Genomic DNA, 19,431 nt, shown 5'->3' with positions numbered 1-19,431 from the left:
TTAAAACAAGTAGATAGCTGGATTAAGTCGCTGATGGCCTGCTAATTTTAAGCCTGAGACGCACGCCAAGTGCGCGGTTCAATAAGAGAGATAGCCATGAAACGAGCCGTGAACGCCCTACAAAATTTCGGAAAATCATTATACGGCCCGGTACTTATCTTACCGATCGTCGGGCTGTTTATCGCCCTGGGTAACGTGCTCGGTAACGGTAATCTGGCGGAGTATCTGCCGTTTCTCGGCCATCCGCTGATTCAGAGTATCGGCCAGCTGATCGCCAAATCCGCCGTGTCGGTGCTGGTCAACCTGGCGCTGGTGTTTGCGGTCGGCATCCCGATTGGCCTGGCCTCGCGCGATAAGGGCTACGCGGCGCTGATTGGGCTGGTCACCTTTGTCGTGTTTATCAATGCCATGAACGTTACCCTGCAGTTAGAGGGGGAGCTGGCACCGGCAGACCAGATGAAAGCCGCCGGGCAAGGCATGGTACTGGGCGTGCAGGTGCTGGAGATGGGCGTGTTTGCCGGGATCCTGACCGGGGCGCTCTCCGGGTATCTGTACAACAAATACTCCGGCGTTCAGTTTAACGGCGCGATGGCGATTTACTCCGGCCACTGTTTTGTCGCCATTGTGATGCTCCCGGTCTCCATGCTGCTGGGCGTGGTGATGAGCGAACTGTGGCCTTTCGCTCAGCACGGCATCAGCGCGCTGGCGCTGGCAATCAAGGGTTCGGGTCCATTTGGCGTGATGATCTACGGTTTTCTGGAACGTATTCTGGTGCCGACCGGGTTGCATCATCTGGTCTATACGCCTTTCCTGTACACCGAACTGGGCGGCACGCAGGAGGTCTGCGGGGCAACCTATCAGGGTGCCCGTAATATTTACTTTGCTGAAATGGCCTGCCCGGACGTGAAACAGCTGAGCAGCACGGTGGTATGGGATGCGCGCGGCATCAGCAAAATGTTCGGCCTGCCCGCGGCGGCACTGGCGATGTACATGACCGCCAGACCCGAGCGTAAGGCCATCGCAAAAGCCATTCTGATCCCGGCGGCGCTCACCTCCCTGCTGGTGGGCGTAACTGAACCCATCGAGTTTTCTTTCCTGTTTGTCGCGCCGCTGCTGTTTGTGGTTCACGCGGTGCTGACCGGCATCGGCATGATGCTCTTTTCGCTGTTTGGCGTACATGCCATCGGTGCCAACGGCATTATCGATTTCATTCTCTACAACCTGCCGCTTGGGACGGAGAAATCCAACTGGCCGATGTACATCGTGGTCGGGCTGATTATGTTCGCCCTCTACTTCGTGGTGTTCCGCTTCCTGATCCTGCGCTTGAACATGAAAACGCCAGGGCGGGAGGATGACGAACAGGAGACGCGTCTCTACAGCAAGCAAGAGTACCAGGCAAAAGGCAACAACGCCGGTCTGGGCGAGTCCATCGTCACAGGCCTTGGCGGTCGGGACAATATTGAGGTCGTGGATAACTGCTACACCCGTCTGCGCGTCACGGTTAAAGATGTCGCCATTATCGACGAGCCGCGGCTTAAGGCGACCGGCGCGAAAGGCATTATTAAACAAGGTAACAACGTTCAGGTGGTCTACGGGCTGCACGTCAAAAAAATGCGAGAAGCCGTTGAGACGTTTCTCTGACAGGAGCAAAACATGTTTACACCCCCGTTCATTCTCTCTATTGCCGGCGGCGGTAGTACCTACACGCCGGGTATTGTGAAAAGCCTGATGGTGCGCCTGCAGGATTTCCCGCTGGCCGAAATACGCCTCTATGATATTGATAACGCGCGTCAGAACACCATTGCGCCGGTCGTCGAGAAGGTTATCCGTGACCACAGCCAGAGCATCAAATTTACCGTCACCGCCGATCCGGAAGTGGCCTTCAGCGGGGCGCACTTCGTGTTCGCGCAGATGCGCGTCGGCCAGTACAAGATGCGCGAGCAGGATGAAAAGATCCCCCTGCGACACGGTGTGGTTGGGCAGGAGACCTGCGGACCGGGCGGGCTGGCCTACGGTCTGCGTACGATCCTGCCGATGGTGGAGCTGGTCGATCTGGTCGAACGCTACGCGCATCAGAAAGCCTGGATCGTTAACTACTCCAACCCGGCGGCCATCGTCGCCGAAGGTGTGCGTCGCCTGCGCCCGAACGCCCGGGTATTGAACATCTGCGATATGCCCGTTGCCGCCATGCGTAATATGGGGGCGATTCTCGGTGTGGATCGCCGCAGGCTCGACGTGGATTACTTTGGCCTGAATCACTTCGGCTGGTTCACCCGCGTGCGGATCGACGGTGAGGACAAACTGCCGGAGCTGCGTCGCCATATCGCGAAGTTTGGCCTGCTGACGGAGGATGCGGCCAAAACCGATCCACAGCACTCGGATCCGTCGTGGGTGAAGACCTGGCGCAACATCAAGCCGATTATGGATAACTTCCCGGAGTATCTGCCGAACCCGTATCTGCAGTATTACCTGATGCCGAACCAGATTGTGGAACATCAGGACCCGGATTATACCCGCGCCAACGAAGTGATGAACGGGCGTGAGAAAAAGCTGTTTGCCGCCGCCGAAGAGTACAAGCGTACTGGCATTCTCCCGGATGCTTTCCATGTCGGCGTCCACGGCGAATTTATTGTCGACGTGGCCTGCTCGCTGGCATTCAACCTGCGCCAGCGCCATCTGGTGATGGTGGAAAACCGCGGGGCGATTACCAACCTGCCGTACGATGCGGTGGTGGAAGTCCCGGCCTATATCACCTCTGAAGGGCCAGAGCCGGTCCGTGTGGGCCAGGTTCCGCTGTTCCATCAGACGCTGCTGCAACAGCAGCTTGCCTGCGAACAACTCCTGGTGGAGGCCACCCTTGAGGGCAGCTACGAGAAAGCGCTGCAGGCATTTACCCTGAATCGTACCGTACCGACGATGGAGCACGCGAAAGCCATTCTTGATGAGATGATTGAGGCTAACCGTGACTACTGGCCGACGCTGCAAAAAGCCTGGCAGGACGGCGAAGCGGTGAAAAAATAGGGGCTTGCTCGCGAGTTGAACGTGGTTTGCTTGTCGGTGTCAGAAAAAACACCGACAATCTTCTTTTATGGAAAAGAACGGAGGCAACCCATGTCCACCTCATATTTTGTCGCCGCCGACTGGCTGATTGAGCACAGCGACGACCCGGAAGTTCAGATTATTGACGCGCGAATGGCCCCTGCCGGGCAGGAGCATCTTCGCGATATGACCGCGGAATACCGCGCCGGACATCTGCCGGGCGCGGTTTTCTTTGATATCGAAGCGCTGTCCGATCACACCTCTCCCCTGCCGCACATGCTCCCGCGCCCGGAAGCCTTCTCCGTAGCCATGCGCGAGCTGGGCGTTAGCCGCGACAAGCATCTGGTGATTTACGACGAAGGTAACCTTTTCTCTGCACCGCGCGCGTGGTGGATGCTGAAAAATGCCGGCGTTGAGAAAGTCTCTATTCTCGCGGGCGGCCTCGCTGGCTGGAAGCGCGATGAACTGCCGCTGCAGCAGGGTGAAGTTACCCTACCGGAAGGCGATTTCGACGCGCAGTTTGATGCGAACGCGGTGAAACGCCTGACGGACGTGCTGGTCATTAGCCACGAAAAAACAGCGCAAATTGTCGATGCCCGCCCGGCTCCCCGTTTCAACGCCGAAGCCGATGAACCGCGTGCAGGGCTGAAGCGCGGCCATATTCCCGGTGCGATCAACGTGCCGTGGGGCGATCTGGTGTTTGAGGGCGAGCTAAAAACCACCGACGAGCTGCGCGCTATTTTCGAGCGTCAGGGCGTGGATTTACAGCGACCAATCGTTGCCAGCTGCGGTTCCGGCGTGACGGCCTGCGTGGTGATTCTGGCGCTTGCCACCCTCGGCGCAAACGACGTTACGCTGTATGACGGTGCCTGGAGCGAATGGGGCGCGCGTGACGATCTGCCCGTAGAACCCGCTCAGTAATGGATAACCGCCTGACCACGCTGTTAACGCGCGGAACGTCTCTGACCCGCGCGGAATATCGCGTGCTGGCCCACCTAACGGAACATCCGCTGCTGGTGGGTAACATCACGGTGCGCGAGTTGGCCCAGGCGACGTTTGTCTCTACCGCCACCATCATGCGGCTGTGCCAGAAGCTGGGTTTCAGCGGCTTTAGCGAGTTTATCTGGCACTGCAAGCAACTCCTTTCAGACACCCCGCACATTACCGCGCAGGCTGAGCAGCACGCAGAGTTGCCCGCGCTGTTTAACCAGTTTATTGCCAACTATCAACAGACCTTTCAGTGGGCGACGCAGGACAAACGCCAGCGTTTTGCCGACCTGCTCCGCCAGAAGGAGAGTTTTTTTCTCTACGGTGCCGGGTTTTCTTATCTGTTCGCCGAGTACCTCACCAAAAAATTGCAGGTGCTGGGCAAAACGGCATTTATTTCCGGGCCGGGCGATAGCCGGAATATCTTTCTCAGCAACGCCGCGCGCTATCAGGTCTTTATTGCCGTTTCCCGCAGCGGTGAAACCGAGCAGGTGCTGGACAAAGCGCGGATCGCAAAAAACGTCGGGATGACGGTGGTGGCCTTTACCCGCGCCTCGGCAAACACGCTGGCAGGCATGGCGGATTTACATTTCGCGTTATATGACGAAGCGGTGCACTACGCCGCCGAAGCCGCGGGGGTGACGTCGTTTGAGTCGAATCTGGTCCTGCTGATGGATTTACTGCTGCTGGAAGCAACGGGGTGAGGCTTCACCCCGAGGAATTCAGATAATGCGGTTGGTTTTGAGATCGCGCAGGAACCCGCCCCAGCGACGCTCATAGAACGGCGTGATGTGTTCGGTAATAAAGTGGCTAATGCCTTTCTCGCCTTTCTTCACCTGACAGATATCAATGGGCTCATCGCCCGGCAGCGTGTCGGTAGCAACACTTCCCGCCGCCTGGATAATCTCGTCAATGTCGCCATCTGCCTCAATGCCAATCAGCAGCACCGGTTGTTCATCGGCGCTCTCTTTGATGGAGCAGAGAAACGCGCGTTTCACCGGCTTGATGGTTTTGAAGAGCGTGGTCAGAGAATCGATCATCTGCGCGGGCGGTTCGGCCACTTCAGAAAGCAGCAGCGTTTCGCCCCCTTCCAGCACCTCTTGTGTGCTGAGCGGGTTGCCCTCCTCACCAATCAAATGGCTGATTTCACGCGGGGTGAACTCTTTGCCGGTCGGCAGTTTGGCGTTGAGGAACAGTGTTTCGCCCAGCGTCATTTCAAACAGGGTGCGTACGGGCATAACCACAAACGCCTGTTCGTCTTCCACTGCTTGCTGAAGGGCCTCAAGAGAGGTGAAGAACGGGATCACTGACGTGCCGTCGTCTTTTTCCCAGTGCAGCAGATCCAGCGCGCTGTCTTCAACGACCTGCTCGCCCTCCGCCGCGGTACCCGGCACCCAGACGGTGGACTCCAGCAGCGTGCGGAAAAATGCCGGACGGTGGGCAGGCTCGGTCGCCGCCTGTTCCAGCAGGGTTTCTAATTCGTTTTTGGTTTCGGACATAACAATTCCAGATGTCGAATATCTCCCTCACCCCGGCCCTCGCCCTCAAGGGAGAGGGAGCAAACCATCCCCTCTCCCCGTGGGAGAGGGTTAGGGTGAGGGCAAAGAGCCTTACTCTGCCGTCAGCAGGTTCGCAATGGTACGCACGCCCAGGCCGGTCGCCCCCGCAGACCACTGTTCAACCGCCGCTTTACGGTAGGTCGCCGAGCAGTCGATGTGCAGCCAGCCTTCCTGATAGTTCTCAACAAAGTGAGACAGGAAGCCTGCGGCGGTGCTTGCTCCGGCCGGGTAGGCCGCGCTGGCGGTGTTGTTAAGCTCGGCAAAGTTCGACGGCAGCTGGCTGCGGTGGAACTCGGCCAGCGGCAGACGCCAGAACGGCTCGTTTTCTTCGGCGGCACTCGCCAGTACGCGAGCCGCCAGCTTGTCATCAAAGCTGAACAGCGCATGGTAATCGTTGCCCAGGGCGGTTTTCGCCGCACCGGTCAGGGTTGCCATATCGATAATCAGCTCCGGCTTCTGGGCAGAGGCGTCGATCAGGCCATCGGCCAGTACCAGGCGGCCTTCCGCATCGGTGTTCATTACTTCGACGTTTTTACCATTACGGTAGCGAATGATATCGCCCAGCTTGAAGGCGTTGCCGCTGACCATGTTGTCCGCGCAGCACAGGTACAGCTTCACGCGTTTGTTCAGACCACGGGTGATGGCGAAGGCCAGTGCGCCGGTAATGGTTGCCGCGCCGCCCATGTCGGACTTCATGGAGTCCATAAACGCGCTCTGCTTCAGGCTGTAACCGCCGGTATCGAAGGTGATACCTTTGCCCACCAGGCAGGCGAAGACCGGGGCTTCTTTATCACCGGTTGGGTTGAAGTCCAGCGCCAGCAGCACCGGCGGGCGCTCAGAGCCACGGCCCACGGTGTGGATGCCCATATAATTCTGCTCGCGCAGATCTTCGCCTTTGGTGATGCGGTAGGACATGTTGTCGCCCGCCACGCCGCACAGCAGGTCAACCGCGCGCTGCGCCAGCTGCTCAGGGCCGAGCTCTTCCGCCGGAGCGTTGATGGTGTCACGCACCCAGTCGATAATTTTCAGGCGGTTTTCCAGCTCTTTCTGTCCGGCTTCGTCGAGGCTCGCCCACTCGATTTTGCGGGTGCCTTTCGGGCCTTTGTATCCCGCCCAGAATGCCCAACTGCGGTCGGTATCCCAGCCTTCACCGTCAAGGGTCACGTGCTTAATGCCCAGACCGTCGATTTTGCGCGCGGCGCGTTGAATCAGCCCGGTGTCATCTTTGCCGGTAAGGTGCAGGGTGATGCCGTCGTGAGTGATGCTCCAGGCGGCTTTCTCGCCCCAGCGCGCGTCGGCAGGCTGAGTGGAGAGCGTAATCTTCATCGCTTCGGTCATTTTATTTATCCTTATTAGCAAACGGGCCGCCTGAAGGCAGCCCGTTAAGTGATTTACTCTGCTTCATCTAACCAGACTAACAGAATCGCCTCCAGAATTTTTTCATTGGATGCGCTGGGATCGTCATCAAAATCCTCTAACTCGCAGATCCACTGATGCATGTCGGTGAATCGTACGGTTTTCGGATCGAGATCCGGGTTTGCGTCGTAGAGCGCTTCGCCGATTTCACGGCTGTCAGTCCACTTCAGTCCCATATTAGTGCTCGCGTGCGTGGTTGATGGTGTAACGTGGGAATTCCACGACCAGATCTTCATCGGTAACCTGCGCCTGGCAGCTTAAACGGCTGTCCGGCTCAAGGCCCCATGCTTTATCCAGCATGTCGTCTTCATCTTCGGTACTCTCGGCAAGAGAGTCGAAACCTTCACGCACGACGCAGTGACAGGTTGTACACGCACAGGATTTTTCACAGGCGTGTTCCACTTCGATACCTGCACGCAGGGCAACATCGAGAATGGTCTCACCGGTCTTCGCTTCCAGAACTGCACCATCCGGACAGAGGTCCGCATGAGGCAAAATAACAATCTTTGGCATATTAAACCTCGTCCACGGACTGGCCTTTCAGCGCGACGCGGACAGATTTGTCCATGCGGCGTGCGGCGAAGTCCTGGGTTTGTTTATCAACGTTTTTAATGGCTTCTTCTATTGCGTCAGCGTCATTGCATTCGGCGACGGCGCTTAAGTGCGCAGCCGCCTCGTCAATCACCTGACGCTCAGCGGCGCTGAGCAGCGCGGCATCGGCAGTGAGTGCACCGTTCAGGCTTTCCAGCACGCGTGCGGCTTCAACTTTCTGTTCAGCCAGCATACGCGCCTTCACATCCTGCTCGGCGTAGCTCATTGAATCCTGAATCATGGTGGCGATTTCGCCGTCGGTCAGGCCGTAGGACGGCTTCACCTGGATGGACGACTCCACGCCGGTCGATTTTTCCATCGCCGTGACGCTAAGCAAACCGTCAGCATCGACCTGGAAGGTGACGCGAATGTGCGCCCCGCCCGCAGGCAGTGCCGGGATGCCGCGCAGCGCAAAGCGTGCCAGTGAACGGCAGTCCTGCACCAGCTCGCGTTCGCCCTGCATCACGTGGATGGACATCGCGGTCTGGCCGTCTTTGAACGTGGTAAATTCCTGCGCGCGCGCCACCGGAATGGTGGTGTTGCGTGGAATGACTTTCTCCACCAGACCGCCCATGGTTTCTAATCCCAGCGACAGCGGGATGACGTCCAGCAGCAGCATTTCGCTATCCGGCTTGTTGCCAACCAGAATATCGGCCTGAATAGCAGCACCCACGGCAACCACTTTGTCCGGGTCGATGGAGGTGAGCGGCGTGCGGCCAAAGAATTCGCCTACGCGTTCGCGCACCAGCGGTACGCGGGTAGAGCCGCCGACCATGACAACTTCCAGCACCTCGTCTGCCTCAACGCCCGCATCTTTCAATGCGCGGCGGCAGGCCAGCAGCGTGCGTTTAACCAGCGGAGCAATCAGATCGTTGAACTGGTCCCGGGTGATGTCACCCTGCCAGCCCGCCACGTTCACGGTAACAGTCTGCGCATCGCTCAGGGCGATTTTGGCGTCGATGGCTGCATCCAGCAGTTCACGCTGTACGCGCGCATCGCTGCGATCGGCAATCCCCGCCTGCTCGCGGATGTAGTCCGCCAGCAGATGGTCAAAGTCATCGCCGCCCAGCGCGGAGTCGCCGCCGGTCGCCAGCACTTCAAACACCCCGCGGCTCAGGCGCAGGATCGAGATATCAAAAGTGCCGCCGCCCAGATCGTAAACCGCAATGACCCCTTCCTGACCGGAGTCGAGGCCGTAGGCAATTGCCGCCGCCGTCGGTTCGTTCAGCAGGCGCAGCACGTGCAGGCCCGCCAGACGCGCGGCGTCTTTGGTGCCCTGACGCTGTGCATCATCAAAATAGGCCGGCACGGTAATGACCACACCGTCCAGATCGCCGCCGAGCGTCGCCGTGGCACGGGCCGCCAGCGCTTTGAGGATATCCGCAGAAACACGAATCGGGTTAAGCAGACCGGCCGCCGTGGCGATCATCGGCAGGCCATTTTCACTGGCCTGTAACTGATACGGCAGATGCGGGTAGCGGGTCTGGATATCGGCCAGCGAGCGGCCCATCATGCGCTTCACGGAGCTGATCGTGTTGGCCGGGTCGCGCGCGGCGTTTGCGCGGGCATCAAAGCCCACCGCGTGGCCCTGCTGCTGGTAGTGGACCACGGAAGGCAGCAGATGGCGGCCCTGCTCGTCAGCCAGCGTCTCCGCCTGGCCGCTGCGCACGGTCGCCACGAGGGAATTGGTGGTGCCAAGGTCGATCCCCACCGCCAGACGACGCTGGTGCGGTGCGGCACTTAAGCCCGGCTCACTGATTTGTAATAAGGCCATAATTGCTTCCGAAAATTAAAAATCGAGCAGCTTTTCTTCGAGTTGTTCAGCGCTGCTTCGCAGTTTATCGAGAAAACGGAGTTTACGCACAGTATCTGCCGCCACATCCCACGTCTCGTTGTTCAGTTGCTCCACCATCTGCTGATGGCGGGTATCAAACATGCCCTTCACGCGCTTGATAAAACGTTCCAGGCGCGCTTCGTCTTTCGCCTGTTCAATCTCATCCAGCTCTTCGCGCAGTTCCAGCTGCTCCATCAGAAACGCCGTGTCGCGTACCGTGTGCTGCTCACTTGCGAGATCAAACCCGTGAAGCGACAGCAGATACTCTGCCCGCGCCAGCGGATGGCGCAGCGTCTGCCAGGCCTGGTTGATAGTTGCAGAGTGTGACACCGCCGCCAGCTGCTCTGCCTGCGTACCGCTGGCAAATTTGTCCGGGTGGTACTGACGCTGCAAATCCTGGAAACGGATCGTCAGGGCCTGCAGATCGATCGGGTATTGAGCGGGTAATCCGAAGAGAGTGAAGTAATCCATAACAATCTCATGGGTAGCCAGTTAGAACAAACCCCACGCGCAGCGGTAGAGCCACGGTGGGGTTATACCTTCTTACTTCGCGCTGCAGATGCGTTGTCTGCACTCGTTCACCCCGGTCACTTACTTAAGTAAGCTCCCGGGGATTCTCTCGCTTGCCGCCTTTCTGCAACACGAATTAATCGGTATAACAGCGGAACGCGGTTAAACGTGGAAGCTTTCGCCGCAACCACACTCGTCTTTAACGTTCGGGTTCGTGAATTTGAACCCTTCATTCAGGCCTTCTTTTACAAAGTCCAGCTGAGTGCCGTTGAGGAACTGCAGGCTTTTGCCATCGACCACCACCTTCACGCCCTTGTCTTCAAACACGGTGTCGTCAGACGCCGGTTCATCAACAAACTCCAGTACGTAAGCCATACCAGAACAGCCGGAGGTACGTACGCCCAGTCGCAGGCCAAAGCCTTTACCACGGTTCGCCAGAAAAGAGCTTACTCGCGCGGCAGCGCTGTCGCTAAGGGTAATCGACATACTCAAACCTCAATTATTTTGCTTCACGTTTGCTTTTGTAATCCGCAATGGCGGCTTTGATCGCGTCTTCTGCCAGAATAGAACAGTGAATTTTCACCGGTGGCAGTTCGAGTTCTTCAGCAATGTCCGTGTTCTTGATTGCCTGTGCTTCGTCCAGAGACTTGCCCTTCACCCATTCGGTCACCAGGGAGCTGGACGCGATAGCAGAACCGCAGCCGTAGGTCTTGAAGCGCGCGTCTTCAATGATACCTTCATTGTTGACTTTAATCTGCAACTTCATCACGTCGCCACACGCCGGTGCACCGACCATGCCGCTACCGACAGACTCGTCGCTGTTGTCAAAGGAGCCAACGTTGCGCGGGTTCTCGTAATGATCAATAACTTTTTCGCTGTATGCCATGATTGAATTCTCCTTATGTACCGATTAGTGATGTGACCATTCAATGCTGTTCAGATCCACGCCCTGCTTGAACATTTCCCACAGGGGAGAAAGGTCGCGCAGACGGCCGATGGAGTTGCGAACCAGCTTGATGGTGTAGTCAATCTCTTCTTCGGTAGTGAAACGACCTAAAGAGAAACGGATAGAGCTGTGTGCCAGCTCGTCAGTCATGCCCAGCGCGCGCAGTACATAGGATGGCTCGAGGCTTGCAGACGTACAGGCAGAACCGGAAGAGACGGCCAGGTCCTTTAGCGCCATGATCAGCGATTCGCCTTCAACATAGTTGAAGCTGACGTTGAGGATGTTCGGTGCGCCCTGCTCGAGATCGCCGTTCAGATACACTTCTTCCATATCTTTCACGCCGTCCCACAGACGGTTACGCAGCGTGCGCAGACGCGCCATCTCGCTTTCCATCTCTTCTTTCGCGATGCGATATGCTTCGCCCATGCCAACGATCTGGTGGACAGGCAAGGTGCCGGAACGCATGCCGCGCTCGTGACCGCCGCCGTGCATCTGTGCTTCGATGCGGATACGTGGCTTACGACGCACGTACAGCGCACCGATACCTTTCGGACCGTAGATTTTGTGGCCGGAGAAGGACATCAGGTCAACTTTCAGCTGGCTCAGATCGATAGGCAGTTTGCCCACGCTCTGGGTCGCATCAACGTGATAGATTATGCCACGCGCACGGCACATTTCGCCGATGGTGGCGATATCCTGTACGACGCCGATTTCGTTGTTAACGTGCATGATGGAGACCAGAATAGTGTCGTCTCGCATTGCCGCTTCGAGTTCTTTCAGGTCGATGATGCCGTTGCTCTGCGGCGCAAGATAGGTGACGTCAAACCCTTCACGCTCGAGCTGGCGACAGGTGTCCAGCACGGCTTTGTGTTCGGTTTTGCTGGTGATAATGTGCTTGCCTTTTTTCTGATAAAAGTTAGCGGCACCTTTGATCGCCAGGTTGTCGGATTCGGTTGCACCGGAGGTGAAAACTATTTCACGCGGATCGGCACCGACCAGGTCAGCAATCTGATTACGGGCGATATCAACCGCCTCTTCAGCATGCCAGCCAAAACGGTGTGAACGGGACGCTGGGTTACCAAAGTTTCCGTCCAGGGTCAGACACTGCATCATTTTCTCGGCAACACGCGGGTCCACCGGCGTGGTTGCGGAGTAGTCGAGATAAATCGGTAATTTCATTGCTCTATAAACTCCGTACATCGCTTCAATGCAAGGAATCAGGCAACCGGCTGGATGTACGACCGAGTACACGGGGCGCGATGCCCCGGCCTGATTCTGAAATCTTTATCGTTTTATTACGCGCGCAGTTTGACGTCGATTGCGTCTTGCGCGCGGGTGCTGCGTTGTGATTCATGGCTATGCTGACGGCCCGACACGTCCAGAACTTCCTGGTTATTGACCAGTTCACCGAGGGTGATGTTGTTCAGGAAGCCGGTCAGACGGTCGCTCAGATCGCGCCACAGCGCGTGGGTCAGGCACTTATCGCCGCCCTGGCAGCCGCCTTTACCCTGGCAACGGGTCGCGTCAACGGATTCATCAACCGCGCTGATCACTTCGCCAACCGCAATACTGCCCGCGTCTTTACCCAGCAGATAACCGCCGCCCGGGCCGCGTACGCTGGAAACCAGGCCATTCTTACGCAGTCTGGAGAACAGCTGTTCCAGATAAGAGAGGGAAATCCCTTGTCGTTCAGAAATATCAGCCAACGGAACCGGGCCCGCTTCGGAGTTGAGCGCAACGTCCAGCATCGCGGTCACGGCATAACGCCCTTTAGATGTCAGTCTCATGTCTTACTTAACCTCAAACTCGCCCCTGCCCGGGGTTTTTTATTGTAAAATGGGGGTATTGCATAGCAGGGCCAAGTCTGACATTCCTGACTAAATTGGTCAACTATTTACTTGACTGTTTTAGTCAGGTATTTAACCTTCTGTGCCGTTTTTTGTCGGGTGGCGCTGCGCTTACCCGACCTACAAAACCGTGTCGTATCGCAAGGGTGCTGCCTGATGCCCTCACCCCAGCCCTCTCCCACGGGGAGAGGGAGAATGCGTGGTAGGCCGGGTAAGCGCAGCGCCACCCGGCGAACAGACGACCACTATTTATTCTTCTGCTCAATCGACGCCAGAATGCCGCGCAGGATGTTCAGCTCCTGGCTTTCCGGGCGCGCACGGGTAAACAGACGGCGCAGCTTGTTCATCACCTGGCCCGGGTGGTCCTGGCGGATAAACCCGGTGGAGAGCAGGGTTTGCTCGAGGTGACCATAGAAACGTTCCAGATCGTCCACCAGCGGATAGGAGGTCTCTTCCTGAGGCTCTGTACGTGCTTTCTCCTGGGTCGCCAGCCACGCCATACGGACTTCATAGGCAATAACCTGTACCGCCATCGCCAGGTTCAGCGAGCTGTATTCCGGGTTCGCCGCAATCGCCACGTGGTAATGACATTTTTGCAGTTCGTCGTTGGTCAAGCCGACGCGCTCACGGCCAAATACCAGCGCCACCGGCGCCTGCCCGGCTTCTGAAACGCTTTTCAGGCCGCACTCACGCGGGTCCAGCATCGGCCACGGCAGCGTACGGGAGCGCGCGCTGGTGCCAACCACCAGGCTACAGCCGGCAAGCGCTTCGTCCAGGGTATCGACGATCTGCGCGTTGCCGATCACATCGCTGGCACCCGCCGCCAGGGCGATGGCCTGAGAGTCAGGTTTGACCAGCGGGTTAACCAGCCACAGGTTCGTTAAGCCCATGGTTTTCATAGCGCGGGCAACAGAGCCCATATTGCCGGTGTGCGATGTTTCGACCAGCACGATTCGAATGTTTTGCAGCATAATTTTTAGGTGTCTGAATTCAGTGTCTGAAGAATATTCCGGCATATTAGCATAATCGAGAGACATAATCCGATCCCGCTGCTATACTCTGCGCCGATTTTCCTGTTCTTTAACATCCAGTGAGAGAGACCGATGCATCCGATGCTGACCATCGCCGTGCGCGCAGCGCGCAAGGCGGGTAATGTAATTGCCAAACACTACGAAACACCCGACTCCGTAGAAACCAGCCAGAAAGGCAGCAATGATTTCGTGACTAACGTCGATAAAGCCGCAGAAGCGATTATTATCGAAACGATCCGCAAATCTTACCCACAGCACACCATCATCACCGAAGAAAGCGGTGAACATGAAGGTACCGATCAGGATGTTCAATGGGTTATCGATCCACTGGATGGCACCACCAACTTCATCAAACGTCTGCCACATTTCTCTGTGTCTATCGCGGTACGCATTAAAGGCCGTACCGAAGTCGCCGTTGTTTACGATCCAATGCGTAACGAACTGTTCACCGCTACCCGCGGTCAGGGCGCGCAGCTGAACGGCTATCGTCTGCGTTGCAGCAACGCTCGCGATCTGGACGGCACTATTCTGGCGACCGGTTTCCCGTTCAAGGCGAAACAGCACGCAACAACCTATATGAATATCCTGGGCAAACTGTTCACTGAATGTGCTGACTTCCGTCGCACCGGTTCAGCGGCGCTGGATCTGGCCTATGTGGCAACCGGCCGCGTTGACGGCTATTTCGAACTGTCACTGAAGCCATGGGACTTTGCTGCGGGCGAGCTGATCGCACGTGAAGCAGGCGCCATTGTCTGTGATTTCACCGGCGGCCATAACTACATGTCTACCGGCAACATCGTAGCGGGCAACCCACGCGTCGTTAAAGCCATGCTGGCAAACATGCGCGATGAGCTGAGCGACGCGCTGAAGCGTTAATCGGTCAATACCCTCTCCCTGTGGGAGAGGGTATCAAACCGGGCCTGACTAAAACGGCCTCAATCCCCTGCCCACCGGCACCGCACTCACCCACATCGTTACCGCAGCCACCAGCAAGATGACCCCGCCCGCCAGCGCCAGGGTTGTCCATCCTATTTGTCGCCACAGTACCGGCGTGTTGTTGCCGCTCAGTTTTACCGCCAGACGGCGGAAGCTGTGCACCAGCAGCGCCAGGGACGAGATCGTCAGTGACGTACCCGCCGCCATCGCCAGGGCCGAGAGAATTCCCCAGCCGAATACGCCGATTACCTTGCTGAACAGCAGCACCATGATCGCCCCCGAACACGGGCGCATCCCCATAGACAGAATAATCATCAGCCGCGCGCGCCAGTCGTCGCCGTTCTGTAACTGTTCCTGCGTCGGCAGATGCTGATGCCCGCAGCCACAGTGCGCGTCGTGTACGTGGTGGGGCGTAAAGGCTTTGAAGGTCGGTTTACGTAACAGCGCGCGCAGTTTTTTCAGCGCCCGCCAGCAGAGGATCATCCCCAGCACGCCCACCAGCGCATAACTCCCCTTCTCCAGCCAGAAACTGCTCATGTGCAGCTGGCGAGCAGGAAGCTGTAACAGTGCAAGCACCACCACGACCAGCGCTATTGCCACGCCGCCCTGCAGCAGCGACGATGCCAGCGTCAGGCCGATGCTCGACTTGAGCTTAGAAGGATGCGTGGCAAGCCAGGTGGCGATCACGATTTTGCCGTGCCCCGGCCCCAGCGCATGCAGTACGCCGTAGATAAAGCTAAACGCCAGCAGGGAGCCGCCCGCTTTGGTGGGGTTTTCCGCCACCGCCTTGAGCAGCCCGCTCATCTGCTGATTGACCTCCCGCTGCCAGACGATGCTTTTAATCATCACCTGCGGCCAGGCCTGCCACAGCCACAACATGCCGCACACGGCCAGCAGCACAAAGAGCGCCAGCGGCCAGAGGTGCAGCCAGCGGCGCGGTTTTCGGGTGGGAGAAGCGATCACTGACATTGTAACGTTACCTGCTGTGCAAACTGTTTGCCCAATTCCATATCCTCTGGCGGCGCATCGGCTTTATCGAGCGATACCGCAAAGTTCAGCATCTCATCGCTGGGCGTTGGCGTGTGAACCGCAACCGTGCAGTTTTTTTGCAGAGCGGCGGGCAGCTCAACGTCGCTGTCCTGCGCGTAATGCATGTCGACGTAATAGGTCGGGTCAAAGGTGGAGAAGGTGTATTTCTGCCCGGCCAGCGGCTGAGGGTGCGCCAGCGGGAGCACGAACGTCAGCACCGCCTGATGGCCCTCGCGCGCCAGGCCGTACTCCGTCGGGCGGTTCAGAAACGTCACCTTTTGCCCGTTGTGCCAGAACTCGGTGAAGTAGTGTTGCCCGAGGACGTTGGCCATCACTTCCGCCGCCAGCTTTTTCCAGACCTCATCCCCGGGCTTTGCGTTGCCCGCATCGTACAGCAGGTCTGCCGAGGTGATTTCATCCATCGTCCAGCGCATTTTCAGCCCGCTAAGCTGAGTGCCGTCCGTCACCAGTCCGGTCTTCAGGCTGATAAAACTGTGAGGATGTGCGCTGGCGCCGAAAGTGAAAACCGCCAAAAATAGCGCCATTGCGCTGTGTTTAACTATTTGCATCATCTCCTCACGTCAAAAATTCTGTGATGTTCGCCCGCAATCCTGAGTGAAAGGCCCGCCGGCGCGCTTTTCAGCGCCCATCCTTTAGCTATTCTTATCTTACATTCACACTGGATACCCGACAGATGATGACGACGCTTGAAATTCCATCTGTGCTTTCCAGTTCGCAGCGCCGCTGCCAGGTGCTTTTGATGCTTTACCTGCCCGATGCTGCCGTCACCGCACAGAGCATCATTGCTGCCAATGGGGTGGACGACGCCATCGCACGGCAAGATATAGCCGAGACGCGCGATGAAATCCAGCGCTATCACCGGCTGGATATTGTTACGCACCACGACGGCTGCTACCGACTTGAAGGCTCCGCCCTTAACCAGCGCTTATGTTTGCTGCACTGGCTGCGCCGCTCGCTCCGGCTTTGCCCGCATTTTGTCTCGCACCAGTTTACCCCTGCGTTAAAAACCGCGCTTAAACAGCAGGGTATCGCGCGACCGCTTTATGATGATGCGAACCTGCGGGCGTTGATTAACTTTTGCTCACGTAAGCTGCAGCGTCAGTTTGAGTGCCGCGACGTTCAGTTTTTACAGCTCTACCTGCAATACTGTCTGATTCAACACCATCGGGGCAACACTCCGCAGTTTTCGCCGGTTCAGCGCAGCTGGACGCAGTCGAGAGGGGAGTATTTTACGGCGCAGGAGATTGTCCGCCACTGGAAACGGCGCGTCCCGCAGGGCACCCATGGCGATGAGCAGCTGTTTCTCGCGCTGCTATTTATGATGCTGCGCACCCCCGACCCGGCACTCGATAAACACCAGCAGGATCAGCGTTTACGCCGGGCGATTGTGCGAATGGTCGCCCGTTTCCGGGCGCAAACCGGCATGAATTTCAGCGATGAACAGGGGCTGACCGACCAGCTGTATGTCCATCTTGCGCAGGCGCTGGACCGCTCCCTCTTTGAGATTGGCATCGACAATAGTCTGCCGGAGGAGATCCATCGGCTTTATCCACGCCTGTTGCGCACCACCAAAGAGGCACTGTATGAGCTGGAAGCCGAGTTTGGGTTGCGGTTCTCGGATGAAGAGATGAGCCTGGTGGCGGTGATTTTTGGTGCCTGGCTGATGCAGGAGACCGACCTGCACGAAAAACAGGTGGTGTTACTGACGGGTGAAGATAAAGCGTGCGAGGCGCATATCGAACAGCAGTTGCGCGAGCTCACGCTGCTGCCGCTCAATATCCGTTACCTGACGCTACAGAGCTTTCAGAAAGAGGGCGCACCGCGCGAAGCGGCGCTGGTTATCACGCCCTATCCTACCGCGCTGCCGCTGTTCTCGCCGCCGCTGATCCATGCCGTAGAGACACTGAACGCGCAGCAGCAAGAACATATCCGCGCCATGCTGGAACATTAAGCCCGGGCGGTTACCTTAGGACGCACGATGATGGCAGGCAGCGCGACCAGCGCCATCACCCAGAACACGCCGTGCCCAAGGTGCTGATACAGGAAGCCCGCAAAGACGGTCATGATCGCAATACTGCCGCCCATCGCGACTGCAGAGTAGACCGCCTGCAGGCGAATAACGTCTCCGCCCTCTCGCGCCGCGATATAGCGCATCGCCGCCAGATGACAGACGGTAAAGGTACCGCAGTGCAGGATTTGCGCGACGATGAGCCACGGCAGTTCGGTGGTCCAGCCCATGATGCCCCAGCGCGCCACGCCGCAAATGGCGGAGAGCAACAGCAAATCACGCGCGCCAAAGCGGCTGAATAGTTTTTTACTCAGCGCAAAGATAATGACCTCGGCGACCACCCCCAGCGACCACAGGTAGCCCACCGCAGACGCAGAGTATCCCGCCCCCTGCCAGTAAATGGCACTGAAGCCATAATAAGCCGCGTGTGCACCCTGAAGCAGGCACACGCAGGCCAGGAAACGCCAGCTTTGTGCCACCAGGCTGCGCCATGCGGGCCAACCTGCGCTCTCCTGGTGACGGCTTTCACCCTGCGGCATCACGGACGGGCGGAGCAGCATCCCCAGCAGCATTGAGGCAATCCCGATGCTCAGCAGTGCCAGGATCGCGTGATAATCGTAAAGGCTGACCAGCTTCCCCACCAGCGCAGAGCCAATCACAAAGGCGATCGATCCCCACAGCCGCACGCGGCCATAGTCCATGGTGATCTGTTTTTGCCAGGTGTTCGCCAGCGCATCCGTCAGGGGAGCCAGGGGAGAGAAAAACAGGTTAAAGCCAACCATCACCACCATCAGCCAGGCAAACTGATGGCTGACCCAGAAGCAGGCGACAAACACCAGCGTCAGCAAGGCGAGTATGCGTACGGCTTTAATCAGTAAAGACGGATCGCTAACGCGCGGCGCAATCAGCAGGCTACCGAGGAAACGCGCCACCAGCCCTGCCCCCAGCAGAACGCCGATGGTTTCCGGGCTCAGGCCGATCCCTTTGAGCCAGACGCTCCAGAATGGCAGAAAAATGCCGTAGCTAAAGAAGTAGGTAAAATAGCTGAGCGCCAGCCAGCGCGTGGAATGCAAGACCATGAATCCCTCCCGAAATGAAGGCCATAGTCTGGCGAGAATAGGCAAATTAAGCAAGTCGATAGCCTGCTATAAGTTAACGAAAATTTAACATTCCGTGCAGTCGGCTGGCTTATGGCAAGGCAGGAAAATCTGTATTACGTTTAAATGACTCCCCCCTGCAGAGGTATTTCTGCCATGAACTCGCTTCGCTACCTCGATTTTGGCCAGTCGCGCCACCTGTTGCTGTTGGTTGCCCGCATCGCCATCGTTGTGCTGTTTATTATTTTTGGCTTCCCAAAACTGACGGGCTTTAGCGGCACCGTGCAGTATATGACGTCGCTTGGCGCACCCATGCCGATGCTGGCGGCGATTATCGCGGTGGTCATGGAAGTGCCCGTCGCGATAGTGATCGTGCTGGGCTTTTTCACCCGTCCTCTCGCCGTGCTGTATGTTTTTTACACCCTGGGAACAGCGGTGATTGGTCACCATTACTGGAATATGACCGGCGATGCGGTTGTGCCGAATATGATTAACTTCTACAAGAATGTGAGTATTGCGGGCGCGTTTCTTTTGCTGGCGATTGTCGGGCCGGGCGCAATCTCCCTCGACCGACGTTAGC

General features: G+C 57.6%; 21 protein-coding genes. 7 read left to right on the top strand and 14 right to left on the bottom strand.

The genetic code is table 11. From position 1 onward, the window contains the following. Positions 1 to 96 precede the first annotated feature (96 nt). The 4 genes from I6L58_RS19055 to I6L58_RS19040 all read left to right on the top strand — a co-directional run bounded on the left by I6L58_RS19055 (position 97) and on the right by I6L58_RS19040 (position 4,730). The gene (locus I6L58_RS19055; RefSeq protein WP_088207945.1) at positions 97 to 1,641 is read left to right on the top strand and encodes a PTS transporter subunit EIIC; all 1,545 of its coding nucleotides are present in this window, start codon (positions 97 to 99) and stop codon (positions 1,639 to 1,641) included. Between the two features lie 12 nt (positions 1,642 to 1,653). Further along, positions 1,654 to 3,021 carry a 6-phospho-alpha-glucosidase gene (locus tag I6L58_RS19050; RefSeq protein ID WP_088207944.1) on the top strand — a complete coding sequence of 456 codons (1,368 nt, stop codon included), beginning with the start codon at positions 1,654 to 1,656 and terminating at the stop codon, positions 3,019 to 3,021. 90 nt (positions 3,022 to 3,111) lie between these two features. Further along, positions 3,112 to 3,960, top strand: a complete 849-nt coding sequence (sseA, locus tag I6L58_RS19045; protein ID WP_088207943.1) for a 3-mercaptopyruvate sulfurtransferase — start codon at positions 3,112 to 3,114, stop codon at positions 3,958 to 3,960. After that, positions 3,960 to 4,730: a MurR/RpiR family transcriptional regulator gene (locus tag I6L58_RS19040; RefSeq protein ID WP_006176682.1), complete on the top strand. Its 771-nt coding sequence runs from the start codon at positions 3,960 to 3,962 to the stop codon at positions 4,728 to 4,730. The genes sseA and I6L58_RS19040 overlap by 1 nt, the downstream gene beginning before the upstream one ends. Before the next feature lie 18 nt (positions 4,731 to 4,748). Here the strand turns inward: I6L58_RS19040 and sseB are convergent, their stop codons facing one another. The 11 genes from sseB to trmJ form a co-directional block, all read right to left on the bottom strand. Continuing rightward, complete coding sequence (sseB, locus tag I6L58_RS19035) at positions 4,749 to 5,525, bottom strand: enhanced serine sensitivity protein SseB (protein WP_058610310.1); 777 nt, start codon at positions 5,523 to 5,525, stop codon at positions 4,749 to 4,751. A gap of 111 nt (positions 5,526 to 5,636) precedes the next feature. Further along, the gene (pepB, locus tag I6L58_RS19030) at positions 5,637 to 6,923 is read right to left on the bottom strand and encodes an aminopeptidase PepB (protein ID WP_006176684.1); all 1,287 of its coding nucleotides are present in this window, start codon (positions 6,921 to 6,923) and stop codon (positions 5,637 to 5,639) included. 53 nt (positions 6,924 to 6,976) lie between these two features. Beyond that, a complete protein-coding gene (gene iscX, locus I6L58_RS19025; protein WP_006176685.1) occupies positions 6,977 to 7,177 on the bottom strand; it encodes a Fe-S cluster assembly protein IscX in 201 nt (66 codons plus the stop codon). A 1-nt stretch (position 7,178) separates the two neighbouring features. Next, on the bottom strand, positions 7,179 to 7,514 hold the full coding sequence (gene fdx / locus I6L58_RS19020; protein ID WP_006176686.1) for an ISC system 2Fe-2S type ferredoxin: 336 nt from the start codon (positions 7,512 to 7,514) through the stop codon (positions 7,179 to 7,181). Between the two features lies 1 nt (position 7,515). After that, on the bottom strand, positions 7,516 to 9,366 hold the full coding sequence (gene hscA, locus I6L58_RS19015) for a Fe-S protein assembly chaperone HscA (RefSeq protein ID WP_088207942.1): 1,851 nt from the start codon (positions 9,364 to 9,366) through the stop codon (positions 7,516 to 7,518). Positions 9,367 to 9,381: 15 nt separating this feature from the next. Further along, positions 9,382 to 9,897 carry a co-chaperone HscB gene (gene hscB, locus I6L58_RS19010; RefSeq protein WP_006176689.1) on the bottom strand — a complete coding sequence of 172 codons (516 nt, stop codon included), beginning with the start codon at positions 9,895 to 9,897 and terminating at the stop codon, positions 9,382 to 9,384. Positions 9,898 to 10,098: 201 nt separating this feature from the next. Beyond that, a complete protein-coding gene (gene iscA / locus I6L58_RS19005) occupies positions 10,099 to 10,422 on the bottom strand; it encodes an iron-sulfur cluster assembly protein IscA (RefSeq protein ID WP_003860659.1) in 324 nt (107 codons plus the stop codon). 13 nt (positions 10,423 to 10,435) lie between these two features. Further along, the gene (iscU, locus tag I6L58_RS19000; protein WP_003860661.1) at positions 10,436 to 10,822 is read right to left on the bottom strand and encodes a Fe-S cluster assembly scaffold IscU; all 387 of its coding nucleotides are present in this window, start codon (positions 10,820 to 10,822) and stop codon (positions 10,436 to 10,438) included. Positions 10,823 to 10,846: 24 nt separating this feature from the next. Beyond that, on the bottom strand, positions 10,847 to 12,061 hold the full coding sequence (gene iscS, locus I6L58_RS18995; RefSeq protein ID WP_058610313.1) for a cysteine desulfurase: 1,215 nt from the start codon (positions 12,059 to 12,061) through the stop codon (positions 10,847 to 10,849). A gap of 116 nt (positions 12,062 to 12,177) precedes the next feature. After that, positions 12,178 to 12,669, bottom strand: coding sequence for a Fe-S cluster assembly transcriptional regulator IscR (gene iscR, locus I6L58_RS18990; protein ID WP_006176693.1), 492 nt, complete (start codon positions 12,667 to 12,669; stop codon positions 12,178 to 12,180). Positions 12,670 to 12,974: 305 nt separating this feature from the next. Further along, positions 12,975 to 13,700 (bottom strand): tRNA (cytosine(32)/uridine(32)-2'-O)-methyltransferase TrmJ, encoded by a 726-nt coding sequence (gene trmJ, locus I6L58_RS18985; protein ID WP_088208395.1) that lies wholly within the window; start codon positions 13,698 to 13,700, stop codon positions 12,975 to 12,977. 132 nt (positions 13,701 to 13,832) lie between these two features. Between trmJ and suhB the strand changes: the two genes are divergently transcribed. Then, positions 13,833 to 14,636: an inositol-1-monophosphatase gene (suhB, locus tag I6L58_RS18980; RefSeq protein WP_058610314.1), complete on the top strand. Its 804-nt coding sequence runs from the start codon at positions 13,833 to 13,835 to the stop codon at positions 14,634 to 14,636. Between the two features lie 48 nt (positions 14,637 to 14,684). Here suhB and I6L58_RS18975 read toward each other — a convergent pair whose 3' ends face one another. Together I6L58_RS18975 and I6L58_RS18970 are read right to left on the bottom strand one after the other, a co-directional pair. Beyond that, positions 14,685 to 15,665 carry a nickel/cobalt transporter gene (locus I6L58_RS18975; protein ID WP_088207941.1) on the bottom strand — a complete coding sequence of 327 codons (981 nt, stop codon included), beginning with the start codon at positions 15,663 to 15,665 and terminating at the stop codon, positions 14,685 to 14,687. Next, positions 15,656 to 16,294, bottom strand: coding sequence for a DUF1007 family protein (locus I6L58_RS18970; protein ID WP_042320432.1), 639 nt, complete (start codon positions 16,292 to 16,294; stop codon positions 15,656 to 15,658). Before I6L58_RS18970 ends, I6L58_RS18975 begins: the two co-directional genes overlap by 10 nt. 125 nt (positions 16,295 to 16,419) lie before the next feature. On the opposite strand from I6L58_RS18970, the gene csiE reads away from it, so the two are divergent. After that, on the top strand, positions 16,420 to 17,697 hold the full coding sequence (gene csiE, locus I6L58_RS18965) for a stationary phase inducible protein CsiE (protein ID WP_006176699.1): 1,278 nt from the start codon (positions 16,420 to 16,422) through the stop codon (positions 17,695 to 17,697). On the opposite strand, the gene I6L58_RS18960 is transcribed toward csiE, so the two are convergent. Further along, complete coding sequence (locus I6L58_RS18960; RefSeq protein ID WP_088207940.1) at positions 17,694 to 18,833, bottom strand: 3-phenylpropionate MFS transporter; 1,140 nt, start codon at positions 18,831 to 18,833, stop codon at positions 17,694 to 17,696. The genes csiE and I6L58_RS18960 overlap by 4 nt on opposite strands. A gap of 174 nt (positions 18,834 to 19,007) precedes the next feature. Here I6L58_RS18960 and I6L58_RS18955 point away from each other — a divergent pair, with 174 nt between their 5' ends. Continuing rightward, positions 19,008 to 19,430, top strand: coding sequence for a DoxX family protein (locus I6L58_RS18955; protein ID WP_006176701.1), 423 nt, complete (start codon positions 19,008 to 19,010; stop codon positions 19,428 to 19,430). Position 19,431 lies beyond the last annotated feature (1 nt).

It is taken from the genome of Enterobacter cancerogenus (genome assembly GCF_019047785.1).
In the GTDB taxonomy this organism is placed as follows: domain Bacteria; phylum Pseudomonadota; class Gammaproteobacteria; order Enterobacterales; family Enterobacteriaceae; genus Enterobacter; species Enterobacter cancerogenus.
This window is presented reverse-complemented; position numbering and strand designations above follow the sequence as displayed.